Annotated in this window: 18 protein-coding genes; 10 read left to right on the top strand and 8 right to left on the bottom strand. The window is 59.1% G+C overall.

Annotated elements, in window-relative coordinates; translation table 11 throughout:
- Positions 1–66: 66 nt before the first annotated feature.
- From ABWQ15_RS00160 to ABWQ15_RS00150, 3 genes are all read right to left on the bottom strand, one after another.
- Entirely contained in the window at positions 67–366 is a 300-nt protein-coding gene (locus ABWQ15_RS00160; protein WP_353906796.1) for a hypothetical protein, read from the bottom strand.
- A gap of 180 nt (positions 367–546) precedes the next feature.
- The gene (locus ABWQ15_RS00155) at positions 547–1920 is read right to left on the bottom strand and encodes a penicillin-binding transpeptidase domain-containing protein (protein WP_353906795.1); all 1374 of its coding nucleotides are present in this window, start codon (positions 1918–1920) and stop codon (positions 547–549) included.
- Positions 1907–3718 (bottom strand): FtsW/RodA/SpoVE family cell cycle protein, encoded by a 1812-nt coding sequence (locus tag ABWQ15_RS00150; RefSeq protein ID WP_353906794.1) that lies wholly within the window; start codon positions 3716–3718, stop codon positions 1907–1909. Before ABWQ15_RS00150 ends, ABWQ15_RS00155 begins: the two co-directional genes overlap by 14 nt.
- Positions 3719–3948: 230 nt before the next feature.
- On the opposite strand from ABWQ15_RS00150, the gene ABWQ15_RS00145 reads away from it, so the two are divergent.
- Both ABWQ15_RS00145 and ABWQ15_RS00140 read left to right on the top strand, forming a co-directional pair.
- Positions 3949–4839 carry a 4Fe-4S cluster-binding domain-containing protein gene (locus ABWQ15_RS00145; RefSeq protein WP_353906793.1) on the top strand — a complete coding sequence of 297 codons (891 nt, stop codon included), beginning with the start codon at positions 3949–3951 and terminating at the stop codon, positions 4837–4839.
- A 64-nt stretch (positions 4840–4903) separates the two neighbouring features.
- Positions 4904–5821 (top strand): ketopantoate reductase family protein, encoded by a 918-nt coding sequence (locus ABWQ15_RS00140; RefSeq protein WP_353906792.1) that lies wholly within the window; start codon positions 4904–4906, stop codon positions 5819–5821.
- A gap of 57 nt (positions 5822–5878) precedes the next feature.
- On the opposite strand, the gene yqeB is transcribed toward ABWQ15_RS00140, so the two are convergent.
- Both yqeB and yqeC read right to left on the bottom strand, forming a co-directional pair.
- On the bottom strand, positions 5879–6673 hold the full coding sequence (gene yqeB, locus ABWQ15_RS00135; protein WP_353906791.1) for a selenium-dependent molybdenum cofactor biosynthesis protein YqeB: 795 nt from the start codon (positions 6671–6673) through the stop codon (positions 5879–5881).
- A 31-nt stretch (positions 6674–6704) separates the two neighbouring features.
- Positions 6705–7364, bottom strand: coding sequence for a selenium cofactor biosynthesis protein YqeC (gene yqeC / locus ABWQ15_RS00130; protein ID WP_353906790.1), 660 nt, complete (start codon positions 7362–7364; stop codon positions 6705–6707).
- A 148-nt stretch (positions 7365–7512) separates the two neighbouring features.
- On the opposite strand from yqeC, the gene ABWQ15_RS00125 reads away from it, so the two are divergent.
- The 8 genes from ABWQ15_RS00125 (at position 7513) to rpsR (ending at position 13065) form a co-directional block, all read left to right on the top strand.
- Positions 7513–7845: a hypothetical protein gene (locus ABWQ15_RS00125; RefSeq protein WP_353906789.1), complete on the top strand. Its 333-nt coding sequence runs from the start codon at positions 7513–7515 to the stop codon at positions 7843–7845.
- Positions 7846–7889: 44 nt separating this feature from the next.
- On the top strand, positions 7890–8912 hold the full coding sequence (locus ABWQ15_RS00120; protein WP_353906788.1) for a molybdopterin-binding protein: 1023 nt from the start codon (positions 7890–7892) through the stop codon (positions 8910–8912).
- A gap of 165 nt (positions 8913–9077) precedes the next feature.
- Complete coding sequence (modA, locus tag ABWQ15_RS00115; RefSeq protein WP_353906787.1) at positions 9078–9956, top strand: molybdate ABC transporter substrate-binding protein; 879 nt, start codon at positions 9078–9080, stop codon at positions 9954–9956.
- 125 nt (positions 9957–10081) lie between these two features.
- A complete protein-coding gene (modB, locus tag ABWQ15_RS00110) occupies positions 10082–10750 on the top strand; it encodes a molybdate ABC transporter permease subunit (protein ID WP_353906786.1) in 669 nt (222 codons plus the stop codon).
- Positions 10750–11796, top strand: coding sequence for a sulfate/molybdate ABC transporter ATP-binding protein (locus ABWQ15_RS00105; RefSeq protein WP_353906785.1), 1047 nt, complete (start codon positions 10750–10752; stop codon positions 11794–11796). Before modB ends, ABWQ15_RS00105 begins: the two co-directional genes overlap by 1 nt.
- Positions 11797–12007: 211 nt before the next feature.
- Entirely contained in the window at positions 12008–12304 is a 297-nt protein-coding gene (rpsF, locus tag ABWQ15_RS00100; RefSeq protein WP_353906784.1) for a 30S ribosomal protein S6, read from the top strand.
- A 13-nt stretch (positions 12305–12317) separates the two neighbouring features.
- Entirely contained in the window at positions 12318–12770 is a 453-nt protein-coding gene (locus ABWQ15_RS00095; protein WP_353906783.1) for a single-stranded DNA-binding protein, read from the top strand.
- Positions 12771–12810: 40 nt separating this feature from the next.
- A complete protein-coding gene (gene rpsR, locus ABWQ15_RS00090) occupies positions 12811–13065 on the top strand; it encodes a 30S ribosomal protein S18 (RefSeq protein WP_353906782.1) in 255 nt (84 codons plus the stop codon).
- A 134-nt stretch (positions 13066–13199) separates the two neighbouring features.
- Here the strand turns inward: rpsR and ABWQ15_RS00085 are convergent, their stop codons facing one another.
- From ABWQ15_RS00085 to ABWQ15_RS00075, 3 genes are all read right to left on the bottom strand, one after another.
- Entirely contained in the window at positions 13200–14384 is a 1185-nt protein-coding gene (locus ABWQ15_RS00085) for a hypothetical protein (RefSeq protein ID WP_353906781.1), read from the bottom strand.
- On the bottom strand, positions 14377–14901 hold the full coding sequence (locus tag ABWQ15_RS00080) for an RNA polymerase sigma factor (RefSeq protein ID WP_353906809.1): 525 nt from the start codon (positions 14899–14901) through the stop codon (positions 14377–14379). The genes ABWQ15_RS00085 and ABWQ15_RS00080 overlap by 8 nt, the downstream gene beginning before the upstream one ends.
- Positions 14902–15124: 223 nt before the next feature.
- Entirely contained in the window at positions 15125–17491 is a 2367-nt protein-coding gene (locus ABWQ15_RS00075; RefSeq protein WP_353906780.1) for a phosphoketolase family protein, read from the bottom strand.
- Between the last annotated feature and the right edge of the window lie 103 nt (positions 17492–17594).

The following is a 17594-nucleotide window of genomic DNA, read 5'->3' as shown; positions in this document are numbered from 1 at the left end:
GCAGATTAAAATCTGCCCCGCGGCTTTTGTACGGCACGGATCGCCGCCATGCGGCGATTCTTTCTATTACTGGAGCAAGCCGATTTCCTTCAGAATAACTACCAAGGCCATCGCCAATAACACCGTCAGCGATCCCTGCCCCACCAGACGATTGCCGGAGACAACAGCCTTTCCCCCATCCTGACGGCAGGCGATCATCAAAAACAGCGTCCCCAAAGACAGCAGCGTTGCCGCCGCGGTCACGATCCCGGTGACGAGCCTCGGAAGACTCAGTCCCTGTCCCAGAAAATAGAACGCCAGTCCGGCGGCGGAGGCAATGCTTCCTGTATCCATGAGCCGTTTTTTACTTGTAAAGTCTTCCTTCATTTCTGTCTCCCCGGTCTTTAAAATTTCCGGAGCAGCGCAGCGCTTCCCCATCCTGATTTTTTATTCAAAACCCCTGGTTGGAAATCACCCGTCCGCGCCATTCCTGCCCTGCGCTTGGTTTAAGACCCGTCCATGTATTTCCGATTAAAAATCATCCTCAACGCTTTTAAAACGGAGATACTATGAATATCCGTTGACGATTACGCTCAACACCTTGCCCGCCACCGTTCCGGCAACGGACGCGCCGCCGCCGCCATTTTCCACCATCGCCACAAAGGCATAGGGGGTGTCGTCCCCCCGCAGGAAACCGGCAAACCAGGCGTTGGGCTTCTTGCCTCCGCCGACCTCCGCCGTTCCGGATTTGGCGCAAATATCCATATTGGGAAAGCGATCCGTTCCGTAGGTCACGGTCACGTTGTTGGCCATCAGCTCTGAAAGAATTTCAGCGGTCTTTGCGCTGATGAGACGTCCGGTGTGGTGGGTCAGATTCAGCGAGGTGGGAAGGCCCAGGTTGTCCCGGGTCTTCAAAATCAGCTTCGGCACGGCCGCACTGCCGCCGTTTCCGATGGCTCCCATATAGACCATGAGGGCACAGGGATTTACCGCGTCGTGGAACTGCCCCACGCCGGCCCAGCCCAGCTGGTCGTCGGTAATTCCGTCAAAATCGAAAGTCCCCTTGGCGGTGGGAAGGCCACTGACGGAATAGCTGTCCGTCAGTCCCGCCTTGTCCGTATAGGATGCCAGCGTGTCCGCCCCCAGCTCCACCGCCATCTCCGCAAACGCCACATTGCAGGAGTTGGCCAGAGCCTGCTCAAATGTCTCCTCACCGTGGGTTCCGGAGCAGACAATGGTGTCGTCCCCAATCTTTACCGAGCCCTCGCAATTCCAGGTGCGGGTGTCGTAGTCCTTCAGTTTTTCAATGGCCGCCGCCGCCGTCACAGTCTTGAACACGGAGCCCGGCGTAAACGTGGAGGACAGGAACCGGTTCAAATACGCGCCCTTGTACCGGTCGCTGTCCAGAATATCCGATGGGACGTTCAGTGGGTCATAGCTGGGCGCGGAGACCATGCATAGAATCTCCCCCGTCTTGTAATTGTATACCGCCACCGTCCCTGCATGGCCGTTCAAGGCCTGATACGCCTCGAAATTATACCGGGCGTCTATGGTCAGATACATTGTGTTTCCCTGATGCGCCGAAAATGCGCCGTTGACAAGATCGTACCCCGTCAGCTTGTCGGCAAACGCATTCAGCACACCGGTGCCGATGTTGCCCTGTAAATCGCCCACGGCGTGCAGCGTGGCCTTGCGGACCGTCGCGTTTTGGTAATAGGTGCGGTTTCCGTTTTCGTCCACGGCGCTGAGGGTGTCCCCGTCGCGGTCCAGCACCGTGCCGCTGGTCAAAACGCCCTCGTTGTTGTAGAGATGGCGGTTAAACGCCGAGGATGCCCAGCTTCCGCCCTTGACAAGAAACTCCCCTACAAAGAACGTCATGCCCAACAGCAGCAGTCCCGCCAGAACCAGGCAAACGAACGCCCGCTTCTCAATTTTCCTCATGACTGCCCTCCTCTTTGCGGAACTCGTCCTCCCGCACCGGTTCCGTCCGGCGGCGGGCATCCTCCGTCAGCCTTCGGCCCGGGCCTCGCCGGATGGCAAAGCTGGCGTTCTCCCGGGTATCCGTGGCTTTCAAAAAGGCCAGCAGTCCCCACGCCGACATCATGGCGGACCCACCGTTGGAGACGAAGGGCAGCGTCACGCCTGTAAGTGGCAGAATATCCACGGATCCGAAGACGTTCAGGCAGGTCTGGAACACCAGCAGCGACCCGGCGGCGCAGGCGGCGATGATATAAAAGCTGGACCGTCCCACCCGGCAGGCCCGAACAGCAAATACCGCCAGCGTCACGATGGACGCCACGGCCAACACCGCGATCACAAGGCCCCACTCCTCGCACAGCATGCCGAAAACCAGATCGGTGTCCCCCGCGGGAACCCGGTGGAGCCAGCCGTTCCCGGCTCCCATGCCCACGAGGCCGCCGCTGGCCGCGGCGGACATGGTCCGGGTCTGCTGATAGGCCGCGCCCACGGAGGCGTTTTGCCACGCGTGGCCCCAGGTTGCGAACCGGCCCAGAATATACGGCTTGAACTTCACGATAATGCCCGCGCCAAAAACCGCCGCGCCGCAAATCAGGCCCAGCGTGGCAAAATCTCCGGAGCGGAGATAGGCGATGACCAGAAACGTGACAAAAAAGATGGCGGCGGTGCCGAAGTCGCTCATCAGGCCCAGACATCCGATGCAAACGCCGGTGAGAATGATAAACAGCGTCAGGTTCCGTCTGCGGAACAGGCGCTCCAGCGTGGCGGACCCGGCAAAGATGTAGCAGATCTTCGCAATTTCAGAGGGCTGAAAGGACAGCGGCCCCAAAATAATCCAGTTTTTCGCCCCAAACACACGGCTGCCCAGCACCAGCGTGATTCCCAAAAGTCCCATGGCCGCTGCGGCGGAGAGCCAGCGGAGCTTCTGCACCCGGCTCAGGTCCCGCAGAGCCAGGCCCAGGAGCAAAAACAGGCCCAGGCCCAGCACCACCGCGATAAACTGCTTGGGCAGAGACAGCGGTGCGGAGGACGCCGTGATGGAGAGGGACAGCGTGGACAGGAAAAACGCGATCGTCTCCATCTCGAACCCCACGCATTTTGTTGCCCGCAGCGCCGCATAATAAATCCACATCACCGCCGTCAGTCCCAGAAAGGTCAGCGGCAGTGTGATAGACGCCTTCGTTCCCTCCGCTACAATCAACTGGAGGCAGGCTAAGGCCTGAAACAGCGTCAGCCACAAAAATGACGGCCAGACAGTGGCGGGCCGCTCGGCCTGCCGTCGGCGCTCCAGATCCTCCCGTTCTCCCAGGGTCTGGGGCAGGAAAATCAGCGGCACACCGCCCAGGGTAATGGTATCCCCCATCTTCACCGGGGTGGAAGCTGTCACCGCCTCGCCGTTTAGCTCCGTTCCGCCCTTTGAGTCCAGATCATACAGCATCCAGCTCCCGGACTCGCCCCGGCAAAGGGCCGCGTGCTGCCGGGAAATGCTGGGATAGGTCAAAAGCACATCTGCCGTCTTGTTCCGACCAATGATATTCTCCCAATGCGTCAGCGGGATGGGCGTACCGTTTGGAAGACTCAGCTGGCCCCAGGTTTCCGGCGTATGGGGGATCTTCAAAAGGCCTCGAATCGCCCGCGTGAGAATCAGCACCGCCAGCACCGGGAACAAAAAGCGCACAACGGCGGAAAACCACGTACCCGCCAGCGGATAAGCCGTAAGCACCGCCGTCAGAACATCCAGCGCAGACTGCAGCACAGTCATCACGCCCACCTCCTTTCCAAATCCGCATGCTCATTCATTTTCCGATTATTATAGCATTTGCCGCGAACTATGTACAGCATTTTCCCTGTTCCCCGATTTTTTCATCTCTATTTTTCGTGGTTTCTCTTGACCTCATTAAAATAATGAAGTAAAATGATAAATCGTATATGAAAAGCCGGAGAATATGCCATCTCCATTTTCCATGATTCTTAACGGAAAGGCCGATCAACATGATTCATCCCTATAAGACGCGGGAAGGCGGCGCCACCGTCACCATCTTCGTCCCCTACGACTGCCATAACCACTGTCCCTTCTGCATCAACAAAGGGGAGTATGCCGACCTGACGGGGTTCTCCGCAGAGAGTATCTGCCGGAGCATTGACCAAATGGATGCCATCACGCCCGAGTGCGACTTTGTCTTTACCGGCGGCGAGCCGCTGGCCGACCTCGACGTGCTGCAAAGCATGCTGGATCATATCCCCGCCACCCACAAAGTCTATATTAATACAACGTTGCCGATATCCGAGCATCAGTCCGAAAACGACATTGTGGAGTTCACCCGCCGTAACCGGGACAAAATCACATGCATCAACGTCTCCCGCCATATGCAGAAGTACGTGGTGGAGTCCAACGACGCTCTGCTGAGCCGCTTGGCGGTTCCCTTCCGCATCAACTGCGTGCTCTATAAAGATTATCCGAAAGCGGACCTGATTCCCTATCTGGAGCGATTCCGCAAAATCCCCGGCGCCAACATCCAGTTCCGCTTCGACTATACCGCCACCACGCCGGAAAACCTCTATGACGAGGCTGGCGACATCATCCTCAGTGATCTGAAGAAGATCTCCCGGTACACCGGTCTGGAAGGCTGCCGTATGCGCTGCGGATTCCACTTTGACTATAAGGGTATGGAGCTGACCTATCATAAGACCCTGCCTTACTCCACGATTGTGGAGCAGGACAGTCGAAGCGGTGTAACCTTTGATATTCTGTACGATATCCTGATCAAGCAGAACGGCGACATTCACTCCGACTGGGACGGCACGAAGCTGGACGTGAACGCTTATGAAAAAGCGGTGTTTGAGCCCTATGACCTGCGCTGGCTGGAAAAGATTGCGTGCTGAGCCTCCAAAGCGGGAGCCTGTCGGCTCCCGCTTTCTGTCTATTTTTTAAAAGGGAGCGTTTATGATGAAAGAGATCCAAACGGTCGGTATCGTTGGGCTGGGCGCGCTGGGCGTCATTTTTGCGCATCAGCTCACGCAGGGCGCAGGTTATGAAAACGTGAAGGTCTTGGCGGACGCGGGACGCACCGCCCGCTATAAGAAAGAGGGCGTATTCCTCAATGGGGAGCGCTGCGCGTTTCATTATGTCGACGCGGCGGCAGAGAATGAACCGCTGGATCTTTTGCTGTTTGCGGTGAAATTCGGCGCGTTGGAGACCAGCATCGCCGAATGCCGCCACTTGGTGGGACCGGATACCACCATTATCTCCGCTCTCAACGGCATTGCCAGCGAGCAGATCCTGTCCGACACCTTTGGAACAGAGAAGATCGTTTGGTGCGTCGCGCAGAAGATGTCCGCCGTGAAGGAGGGAAACCGGGCCTCCTGCCCTATCTTTGGTGAGCTGGCGCTGGGCGTTCCTGCGGGACAGGACGACCGCCGTCTGCGGTTGCTGACTGCCTTTTTTGACCGGGTGAGATTTCCCTACTCCCTGCCGGAGGACATTCGGGTCCACATGTGGAGCAAGCTACTTTGCAATACAGGCTGTAATCAGGCGGCCATGGTATTCCAATGCGGATACGGCGGACTGCAGGTTCCGGGTCCGGCCCGAGACGCCATGCTGGGCGCCATGCGGGAGGTCGTCCAGGTGGCCAACGCCGAAGGCGTGCCGCTGTCTGAGCAGGACGTGGCAGAGTGGGACTCCATCATTCAGACTTTCCCCGGCAGCGGGGAGCCGTCCATGCGGCAGGATGGGAAAGCACATCGGAAAAGCGAGGTGGAATTGTTCTCCGGAACCATCCGCCGTCTTGCCGCAAGGCACGGCATTGCCGTTCCGGTAAACGACCAGCTTTACCGGCAGGTGCAGGAGATGGAGAGCGCTTACTGATCGTTTTAAATAAAAGGAAAAACGCGGGCCGGTATCTTTTGATACCGGCCCGCGTTCTTACATTGCAGCGCCCCGTGTCAGGTGAAAAACCGCCTCCAGTACGCCGCCGCCCACCGCCAGCGCTTTGTCCGATGCGGTGAAGCAATTGGCCTCCTGCCCCCGGGGGTCCACATCCCCGGCCTTCATACCTTTGAAAACCGGCGTGCCATCCGCCAGAATGCCCCGCAGGACGCCGGTGAGGGTACAGTACATCAGAACGCCCTCCACTTCACCGGCCACATCGCCCTCCGTCACCTGCGCGCCGATATCCAGCTTCTGACGGAACACGCCGTCCGCCGGAGCCCGGAGGACCCGCTCACCGGAAAAACCGCCAATAAGTCCGGGTATGCCCGTGTTGGGAAGAGCGGAACCTTTATAGTACGTCCGGCCCAGCGTGTGGCCACGCATCGTCTCCACCACCGCGTGGCAGTCAACCCCTGCCGTGAAGCCAGGACCCACGCCCACCACGGCGGGCGCGTCGGTCATTTTTGTCCCCAGATTTTTTTTTGCGAGGATGGCGTCCACCACCGCGTCGGGCCGCAGTCGGGAAATACACGTTCCCTCCGGGTCCGACAAAACAGGGATGACACACTCCTTTAATAAAGCGAGCGCCTCCTCAGCTGATTCCGCCCGAACCGCCGTCACGTCCTCCACTGTGACCCGTCCCAGTACGATGGCCTGGGAAAAGCAGACTGTACGCCGAATAGCAGTGGGGCTTGGCAGGTCGGTCATCACCACCTGCACACCGCTGCGCCACAGGCGCAGGGCCGCTCCCGTCGCAATATCTCCCGCACCGCGAATCACTGTCAGCATGATCGTGCTCTCTTTCTCCGCCCCAAAGCGGTCAAAAAATCTTTCCAAGCTTTAAGGACCCCGCCACAGCCGGACAGCCCAAAAGTCCAACCAGCTCTTTTGCCTCGGGGACCGCCAGCTCCGCCTGATTCACCAGCACCCGGCTGTGAAGCTTCTCCGCTGTCAAAACGGCGGCAGCCAGACCCGGCGTAACAAGGTCTGTCTCCGCCGCGCCCGCCAGCCTGGCATAGAGCTCTGGACGGTGAGCCGCCTCTCGGATGGGCTTTGCAAAACCGGAGGCCCCCACCACGCAGATCGTCTGCGCCGTCTCCGCCGGGATCACCGGCTCGTGTGGCGCGTGGGCTTTCAGCGGAAGGTGCGCCGAGCCGTCGGCCTCCACAAGCACATAATCAAACAGCGCTTCAAGCTGCGTCATCGGCGCCGCCGGAGCAGTCAGCTTGCCGTTGTCCAAAAGCATCCCGGCGCAGATCAGGCCTCCCTGCGCCCGTGCCACCAGCAGCGCGTCTGTCCCCGTCTCCGTCACACAGGGCAGTCCGTCGAACGGAAAAATCTTCGTGGTGGTGCATAGCAGAACTTTATAGCCCGCCTTCACCAATTCTTCCCCCAACGTCCGCAAAAGAGAGGTCTTCCCCCCACCGCCGATTATCGCAGTGACGCCGGGGCGAATTTGAAGCGTACGCACCCAATCCATCGGTTTTCCCCCCCCCGTTCTTCTATTAAAAGAATAACACCTGCCGAAAAGCCCGTCAAGGAGCCAAAATTTTCTCTTTTCTTGACTTCTATTGGCAGAGATGCTAAACTGCTTTCGTTAACCTTATTTGAGTATCACGGAGCCACCTATGACCGACGGCAGTGGCCGGACTATCCGATATCTGCGGCCTTCGGTGACAAACCTGTGCAACTGCCGCTGCCGTTACGAGGAGCTATATATGACCGCCAATGGCAGCCGCCTGCCCCATTCCTCTGACCGACGGTATCTTCGCGGAGAACATCAATCCCGTGAGCATCGCTTTGAAGCACCTGCCGCAGAGGATCACCTGCGCATCGGGAATTCCGAGGTTGCGGTCACCCAGATCGGCAAGGAGTGTCACAGCGACTGCGCTGTCAAAAAAGCCGTCGGCAAGTGCGTCATGCCCACGGAAGGCATTTTCGCCGTGGTGATGCGGGAGTGAACGGTCCGCGCCGGAGACAACATTGAAATTCTGGAGGCAAAAGCATGAAGCTCATCAAAACGCAGGAGGCCATCGGCCACGTGCTGTGTCACGATCTGACCCAGATTATTCCCGGCGAGTTCAAGGGCGCCCGGTTCCGCAAGGGCCATGTAGTGACGGAGGAGGATGTCCCGGTACTTCTCTCCATGGGGAAAGAGCATCTGTACGTCTGGGAGCTGCACCCCGGGATGCTCCATGAGGACGACGCGGCTATGCGGCTGTGCAAGCTCGCTATGGGCCGGAATATCCGCCCGACGGAGGACATCAAAGAGGGCAAGATCGAGCTGTTCGCAGAGTGCGACGGGTATTTTACCGTGGACGCGGAGAGGCTCAACGCCGTGAATACCGTTCCGGACGTGATGCTGGCCACCCGAAAGGGCGGAACGGCGGTGAAAGCCGGCGACAAGCTGGCCGGAATGCGGGTCATCCCGTTGGTGGTACCGGAAACCACGCTGGAGACGGCGGCAGAGGCGGCGGGGAGTACGCCCCTTTTGAATGTTCTTCCCTACAAGCTGAAAACCGCCGGCATCGTCACCACCGGCAGCGAGGTAAAAAATGGCCTGATTGAAGACAAATTTACCCCGGCAGTGAAAAGAAAGCTGGAAAACATGGGGATTGAAACCGTCGCCCAGATCTTTTCCGGCGACGGTGTGGAAAATGTGGCCATCGCCATCAATCAGGTCCGGGCCAAGGGCGTGGATCTGGTGCTCTGCACCGGCGGCATGAGCGTGGACCCCGACGACAACACCCCCGGCGGCATCCGGGCGGCGGGCGCGGAAATTGTCACCTACGGCGCTCCCGTCCTGCCCGGAGCCATGTTCCTGCTGGGTTATTTTTCTGACGGTACGCCCGTCATGGGTCTTCCCGGCTGTGTCATGTTTGCCGGAGCCACGGTGTTCGATCTGGTTCTTCCGACGGTGGCGGCGGGTATTCCCGTCTCCCGGAGCGAGATCGTGGCATTGGGCAACGGCGGGCTGTGCCTGGGCTGCAAGCCCTGCCACTGGCCGGACTGCCCCTTCGGAAAATAAGTCCCACCGCGCCCGCTGCGGGCGCGGTGCTTTTCCTTGATCGTTTGCCTTGTTCGAGCATCACGGTCTGCAATCTCCTCCGGGAGTTCAGAATACGGCGCCCCGTCTCGGGCGCCCACCTCCGGCGGCCCGAAGTCGCCAACCAACGAAAGGAAGGTTATATACATGAAAAAAGCTCTTGCAATTGCATTGACCCTAGCGATGTCTCTGTCTCTGGCCGCCTGCGGCGCCGCCGCGCCTGCGGCATCCTCCGGTTCCGCGTCCGGTTCCGGAGCCGCCTCCTCCGCCCCTACCGTCGAGCCGGTGGAGATCTCTGTTTTCGCCGCCGCATCCATGACGGAGACCATCGACCAGATCATTGAGGCTTACAAGACCGTGGCTCCCAACGTCACCGTCACCCCCACCTATGAATCCTCCGGTACACTGCTGACGCAGATCAAAGAGGGTGCGGACTGCGATCTGTTCATCTCCGCTGCGCAAAAGCAGATGAACGCACTGGACGGTTCCCTGAAAGGCGACGCGGACAAGAATCCCGACGGTCTGGACATGATCGACGCCTCCACGCGCATGAACCTGCTGGAGAACAAGGTAACTCTGGTGGTTCCCAAGGACAACCCCAAGGGCATCACGAGCTTTGACCAGCTGGCGGAGCATCTGAAGGCCGGCGATATTCTGATGGCGATGGGCAACAGCGACGTGCCCGTGGGCCAGTATACCCAGAAGATTTTCTCCTTCTATGGGCTGGATGAGAACGCGCTGAACGCCGCCGGCGTCTTGACCTATGGCTCCAACGTGAAGGAGGTCACCACCCAGGTCTCCGAGGGCAGTGTGGACTGCGGCGTGATCTACGCCACCGACGCATATTCCGCCAGCCTCACCGTGGTGGACAGCGCCACAAGCGAGATGTGCGGTCAGGTGATCTATCCCGCCGCCGTGCTGTCGGGTTCTAAGCATCCCGCCGAGGCAAAGGCATTTTTGGACTATCTCTCCACCTCCGACGCGATGTCTATTTTTGAATCCGTAGGCTTCACCGCAGTGAATTAACAGCAACGCAAAAACCGCGCGGGTGAAGATTTCCGTCTCCGCCCGCGCGGCAGCCATAGTAAAGTCCGCCGTTGTGTACGCGGCATGAACCCCCTTGTGGGAGCTTCCCACAGAAAGGAGCCTCCATGGACTGGTACCCACTTTATAACTCCCTGCGGATCTCCGCCATCTCCACTGTGGCGGTGTTCTTTCTGGGCCTTATGGCTGCGTATTACATCGCCCGACTTCCGCGCCTTGCAAAGGGCATTCTGGACGTGGTGCTGACACTGCCGCTGGTCCTTCCGCCCACGGTGGTGGGCTATCTGCTGCTGCGCCTGCTGGGACCCAACCGGGTCGTGGGTGGTTGGGTTCTGGCCCACTTTGGCATAAAGCTGGTCATGACCTGGTGGAGTGCGATTTTCGCCACCGTTGTGGTGGCGTTCCCGCTGATGTACCGCACCGCCCGGGGGGCCTTTGAGTCCTTTGACGAGACACTGGCGGACGCGGGGCGGACGCTGGGCCTTTCCAACTCCTATATTTTCTGGCGCGTGCGGATGCCCTATTGCAAGCAGGGAATTTTAGCGGGGACCGTGCTGGCCTTCGCCCGGGCTCTGGGCGAATACGGCGCCACCTCCATGATCGCCGGATACACGCCGGGCCGCACCGCCACCATCTCCACCACCGTCTATCAGCTCTGGCGCACCGGGGACGATGCCGGAGCCACCCGCTGGGTGCTGGTGAATCTAGCGATCTCCGCCGTGGTTCTGTTGGCGGTGAACCTGCTGGAAACCCGGCAGCGAGGAGGGCGGCGCTGATGCTACGTGTGGATATTCACAAGCGCCTGGGAACGTTTAGATTGGAATCGCAGTTCTGGGCGGGAAACGAAACTTTGGCGCTTCTGGGCGCCTCCGGCTGCGGCAAGTCCGTGACGCTCAAATGTATCGCGGGCATACTCCGCCCTGACGAAGGGCGCATCGAGCTGGATGGACAGGTGCTGTTTGACAGCGCCGCAAAGATTGACCTGCCTCCCCAGCGTCGAAACGTGGGTTACCTGTTTCAGCAGTACGCCCTGTTTCCCAATATGACCGTGGCGCAAAACATTGCCGTGGCCGCAAAGGACAAGGCGGGACGAGACGCCATTGTCGCGGAAAAGCTGCGGCAGTTTCATCTCGAGGACGTCGCCATGAAGCGCCCCGCCGCCCTCTCCGGAGGACAGCAGCAGCGAACGGCGCTGGCGCGCATCCTAACCTCCCAGCCCCGGGCAATTTTGCTGGACGAACCCTTTTCCGCGCTGGACAGCTATCTCAAATACCAGCTGGAACTGGAACTTTCGAAAACACTCTCCGCTTTCTCCGGCACAGTGCTCTGGGTCACCCATGACCGGGGCGAGGCTTGGCGCAACTGCCGTCGGGTCTGCGTGATGGACGACGGGAAATCCCAGCCGGTGCAGACTCTGGAGGCACTGTTCCAAGCCCCCGGTACAGAGTCCGCCGCCCGGCTCTCCGGCTGTAAAAATTTTGCGGCCGCAAAGCCCTCGGGCGAGTCCGTTCTCCTTCCCGAATGGGGGTTGACGCTGGCCTGCAACCGCGCCGTCCCGTCGGAGACCGCCGTGGCAGGCATTCGGTCCCACCGCATTCGCTTTGCCGCCCAGGGCGAGGAAAACGCCTTTTCCTGCGTGGTAGTAAAGGTAATTGACGATGTGTTTGGCTCCATCGTCCTGCTCCGGCCCGTGAACGCGGCGCAGGATGCGCCGCTGCTGCGGATTGAGCTTGACAAGGCCGCATGGGCGGCTCATGAGGAAGAAAAGACGGTCACCGTCGCCGTCAGGCCCGAAGACATTTTGCTGCTGCAAAAGTCGTAAAAAGTACTCCCTTGATCGGCGCTCCGGCGGACTGCGTTAAACGGAAGGATTGATTTCGTAGGCCCCGTCGGGAAACCGACAGGACCTACAAAATTCAGATATTTCTTGACATTTGACCGTTTTCCTGTATAATGATAGGGCTTGCAGTATGCAGGCATATCCTTGTCCCCATCTTTGAATGGGGGCCATATGTCCAAAAGGAGGTGCAAAAATGGCAAAAGTTACCGCCAATTATGAGGTCGTCTACATTATCGACCCCGCACAGAGTGAGGAGAACACCGCCGCCCTGGTGGCAAAGTTCAAAACTCTCGCTGAGCAGAACGGCTCCAACGTGGAAGTCGAAGAGTGGGGCAGCCGCAAGCTGGCCTATCCCATCAACTTCAAGACCGAGGGCTATTACGTGCTGATGACGTTCACCAGCCCCGCAGCGTTCCCCCGGGAGCTGGACCGTATTCTCGGCATTACCGACGGCGTCATGCGTTCCCTGATCGTCTGCAAGGGCGAATAAGGAGGACAAAGCGATGCTCAACAAGATCATTCTCATGGGTCGTCTCACCCGGGACCCCGAGTTGCGCCGCACCGGAAGCGGCACCGCCGTGACATCCTTCTCTCTTGCTGTGGACCGGGACTTCAAGTCTCAGGGCGGCGAGAAGGAGACAGATTTCATTGACGTCGTTGCCTGGCGCGCCACCGCAGAATTTGTCAGCAAGTACTTCACTAAGGGCCGCATGGCCGTTGTGGAGGGCCGGCTGCAGCTCCGCGACTGGACCGACAAGGAGGGCAACAAACGCCGCTCCGCCGAGGTCGTGGCCGACAACGTGTACTTTGGGGATTCCAAGCGCGACGGAGAATCCGGCGGCTATCATGCCCCAGCTTACGACGCACCCGCTGGCGGCAATCGCGCCCCGGCTCCCGTGGACGCCCACTCCGATTTTGCTGAAATCGGGGAAGAAGACGGCGAACTGCCGTTCTGATCGTTTTTCAGCGTCATTTTTGTAAAAGGAGGAAACTACTATGCCTTATGATCGTGATTCCAGACCCTCTCGTCCCATGAACCGGAACAAGCGCCGCAAGGTCTGCCAGTTCTGCGCGGACAGGGCCGAGTTTATCGACTATAAAGACGCCGCGAAGCTTCGCCGCTTGCTTTCTGAGCGTTCCAAGATCCTGCCCCGCCGCACCACCGGCACCTGTGCCATGCATCAGCGCGAGCTGACCGAGGCCATCAAGCGCGCCCGTCAGATCGCCCTGCTGCCCTATGTGACGGACTGATCTGCCAGAAGGTTTTTAAACCCGCCCCACCGTTTTTCGGTGGGGCGGGTTTTTTTGCTCTGAGTTCGTTCGGCTCCGTGCAAAAAAACGTACGCAAACAGCAGGCAGCGCACGGATGCCGCCCGCCATGTGGTTCATTTCCGTCCGTCCAGGTCCACGGAATTTCCGCTGAACTGCACGGATTCGATCTCGTTTACGTTCAATGGCGCATTGAATTCCAGCGTTACATTTGCCGTGGTTCCGCTGGCGTCGCTGCCGCTGCTGATACCGCAGCAAAACCATGGGCGGTCCAATACCTTGCCGTCCTTCAGTGTGACGGAATAGTCGGTGAAGTCCTTCCCAAACTGATTGGTCTGGCAATCTGAGGAAAAGTACAGATTCATGGACAGGGGCGAATACTGAACGCGTTCCAAAAGGTAATCCGTGTTCCCGATCGGATAGGTTTCCCCGCAGGATACTGTGCGCGCATACTTTTCGCCATCCTCCAGCGGGATCTCCAGCGTCCAGTCTCCCGCACAAAGAACCGTATCTCCCTTTTCTCCGCTTTTCATCAGATCATGCAGCTCCAGCGTATAGGTTCCCGCTTGGACGGTCTCGGTGCTGTTGGTGTTGAAGATCAGATAAAACTGATTGGGCTTCAGCTCCATCTCGTCATCGTCGTAGCGATAGCTGTATCCATATCCGGCGTCCGAGATCGACGCATCATCCGTCAATGTGCCGCCGATATCTCTGAATGAGGCCTGCCACAGGCAGTTCCCGTCCTCATCATTCTCCAGAACCCTGTCCGTCTGCTTGCAGGTAACCCGGATAGCGGCCATCGACATGTAGCCGCCGGATACCGCGTCCAACAGATCAAACCGCAGCTCGTCCGTCTCCAGGATTGTCCCCAGCTTCGCACAGCCCATGTCCTCCAGCTGAGACATATCCGCCACGCCGGCGTCCAATCCCAGCTCTCGGCCGAAAAGGTTGAACAGGCGGGTGAAAAATTCCCCGTTGGTCAGTGAATAAGCCAGCGCGGAACCGGCCAGCAGTGCCGCCGCCACCGCCGCTATGACCAGACGCAGGATGTGCTTTTTTCTGATCCGCACCTCTCCGGGGCAGGCAAGGGACCGGGCGCTTTCCTCCTTGGTCTCCCTCCCGCTGCGGAAGTACCGGCGGTAATAGCCCATGGGGTCCGCCAGCATTTTTCCGAGTCTGCGGTGTTGCCGCAAAGACTCCCTGTACGCGTCCTCTCCCCCGCTCAAAATCTGTTCCCAGTCCTCCCGCAGGGCCTCCATTAAAGCGAATCGCAGGTTTTCGTCCAAACTCAGTTCACTCACAGGCGTATCCCTCCTTCCGCATCGCTTCTATCAGCAGCTGGCGTCCCCGGGCCACTCGGGTCTTTACGGCGCCCTCCGTGATATGCAGCTCTCTGGCAATCTCCGCGTGGCTCCACTCCGTCAAAAACCGCAGTTCCAGTACCCGGCGATAGGTTTCCGGCATCCGGCGGATGATCTCCACCAGAGCCCGGAAGCCTCCGTCCTCCGCGGGCACAGCTGGCAACTGCTTTTCCATTTCCTCGTCCATGGGTAAATCCCGCCGCTCCTTTCGCAGAAGGTCCAATGCGGCATTCTTTGTCACCGCCACAACCCAGTAAATCCGCCGCTCCTCGGGAATCTCTTTCAGATCGTCAAAGTGCTGAATGATCTTTAAAAACGCATCATGAACCGCATCCTCAGCCTGCGTCTGGGATGGCAGGATCTGCTGCGCCACCCGATTCATTTTGTTGTAAAACTGCTGGTAGACCAAAGCAAACAGTTCCCGGTCGCTATCCTCGTCCAGCATCGCAAAATACACTGGCAGCAAGTTGCTCCCCCTTTTCTCTCTCTTATCTCTTGCCTGATAGACGTTCCAAGCCCCCGGAATGTAACAGTACAGCCGCGAAATTTTTACTGCTCAGGTATGACAGGCCGCCAGTTCTGCTGGGAGCAGAGCTGGCGGCCTGGTTTTTTTGCCTGTAAACAGTGGGCTTTTTAACTGCTGAGATCTCCGCTCCGTGCATCCGAACAGAGTTTCAGTCTCATCCGCGCCATTTCCAGTCACGGATTTCCGGCAGGTCCACGCCGTACTTGCGGACATACTGGGTGTGTTCCACCAGCTTGTCGTTCATCTCCTGTACCAGATGGGCGCTGCGCCCGCCCAGCTCCGGCAGATATCGCAGGACGTTTTTCACCAGATGGAACCGGTCCACCTCGTTTTGCACCCGCATGTCGAAAGGCGTGGTGATGGTACCCTCCTCCTTGTAGCCGTACACATGGATGTTGCGGTTGTGGCGGCGATAGGTCAGCTCGTGAATGAGGGTATGGTAGCCGTGGAATGAGAAAATAATGGGCTTATTGGTGGTAAACAGCGCATCGTACTCCGCGTCGCTGAGGCCGTGGGGGTGCTCCGTGCTGGGCTGCAGCTTCATCAAATCCACTACGTTTACGACCCGGATTTTGATCTCCGGCATCTTCTCCCGCAGGATGGTCACCGCCGCCAGTGTCTCCATGGTCGGCGTATCGCCGCAGCAGGCCATCACGACGTCCGGCTCACAGCCCTGGTCGCTGCTGGCCCAATCCCAGATGCCCACGCCCTGCGTGCAGTGCTTGACGGCCTGCTCCATGGTCAGCCACTGGGGACGGGGATGCTTGCTGGTGACCAGCACGTTTACATAGTCCCGGCTCTTGATGCAGTGGTCAAAGCAGCTCAGCAGGCAGTTGGCGTCCGGGGGCAGATAGAGCCGCACCACGTCTGCCTTCTTGTTTGCAATGTGGTCCAGGAAGCCGGGGTCCTGATGGGTGAAGCCGTTGTGGTCCTGCTGCCAGACGTTGGAGGACAAAATCAGATTCAGCGAAGAGATGGACTCTCTCCACGGCAGCTCGTTGCAGGTCTTCAGCCATTTGGCATGCTGGGCGCACATGGAGTCCACAATGCGGATGAACGCCTCATAGCTGGCAAAAAAGCCGTGCCGTCCGGTGAGCAGATATCCCTCCAGCATTCCCTCACACATATGCTCGGAGAGCATGGAGTCCATGACCCGGCCGTCGACTGAGAGGAATTCGTCGCCCTCCACCGCCGCGCTGTTCCAGTCGCGGCCGGTGACCTCAAAAACCTTGCCCAGACGGTTGCTCATAGTCTCGTCCGGCCCGAAGATGCGGAAATTCTTCGCGTCGGCGTTGAGCTTGAACGTATCCCGCACGTAGCCGCCCAGCTCGATCATGTCCTGCGCCTCCACCGCGCCGGGGGCGGGAACGTCCACCGCGTAGTCCCGGAAGTCCGGCAGACGCAGGTCCCGGCGGAGCTTTCCGCCGTTGGCATGGGGGTTGGCGCCGATGCGCCGTTCCCCGGTGGGAGCCAGCGCCTGCAGCTCGGGGATCAGGCGGCCGTTCTCGTCGAACAGCTCCCGGGGCCGGTAGCTCTCCAGCCAGCTTTTCAGCTGTTCCAGATGCTCCGGCCTCTCCATGGAGATGGGCACCTGGTGGGCGCGGAAGGTGCCCTCGACCTGCTTGCCGTCCACCACCTTAGGGCCGGTCCAGCCCTTGGGCGTCCGCAGCACGATCATGGGCCAGTCCTTCCAGCTGTGGTCGCCCGCTCTGGCGGCGGCCTGAATGGCTTTGATCTCGCCCATGACCTCGTCCATCGTGTCCGCCATCAGGTGGTGCATGGTCATGGGGTCATCCCCCTCCACAAAGTGGGCCTTCCAGCCGCAGCCCTTGAAGTAGCATTCCAGCTGCTCGTGGGTCATGCGGGCGAAGATGGTGGGGTTGCTGATCTTATACCCGTTCAGGTGAAGAATGGGCAGCACCGCACCGTCGGCGGCGGGATTGAGAAACTTATTGCCCTGCCAGGACGTTGCCAGCGGACCGGTCTCCGCCTCGCCGTCGCCCACCGTGACGGCGGCGATCAGATCCGGGTTATCGAACACCGCGCCGTAGGCATGGGCCAGGCAGTAGCCCAGCTCGCCGCCCTCGTTAATAGAACCCGGCGTCTCCGGGGCCACATGGCTGGCAATACCGCCGGGGAAGGAAAACTGTTTGCACAGCTTCTGAAGCCCCTCCATGTCCCGGCTGATGTTGGGGTAAACCTCGCTGTAGGTCCCCTCCAGATACGTATTGGCCACGAAGAAATTTCCGCCGTGGCCGGGTCCGGACAGAAGGATCATGTCCTGGTCATACTTTCTGATGATGCGGTTGAGATGGACATATACGAAGTTCTGTCCGGGAACTGTACCCCAGTGGCCCACGATCTTCTTTTTGATGTCGTCCATGGTCAGGGGCTCCCGGAGTAAAGGGTTCTTTATAAGATAGAGCTGCGCCGCGGCCAGATAGTTGGCGGCGCGCCAGTAGGCGTCCATCTTTTTTAGATAGTCCTCTGTCAGCGGCAGTTTTTCCACACATTCGCTCATACTGAAACCTCCATTTTCTTATTTTTCTTCGCCACTTTGTAGTTTCTGCCTGATGCCGGTGAAAAATGTGAACGGTTCCTCGGATTTTCCTCTATGGAGGGCG

It is taken from the genome of Oscillibacter sp. (assembly GCF_040505565.1).
Taxonomy (GTDB): domain Bacteria; phylum Bacillota; class Clostridia; order Oscillospirales; family Oscillospiraceae; genus Oscillibacter.
The sequence above is the reverse complement of the archived record's forward strand: the minus strand, read 5'-3'. Positions and strand labels throughout refer to the sequence as shown.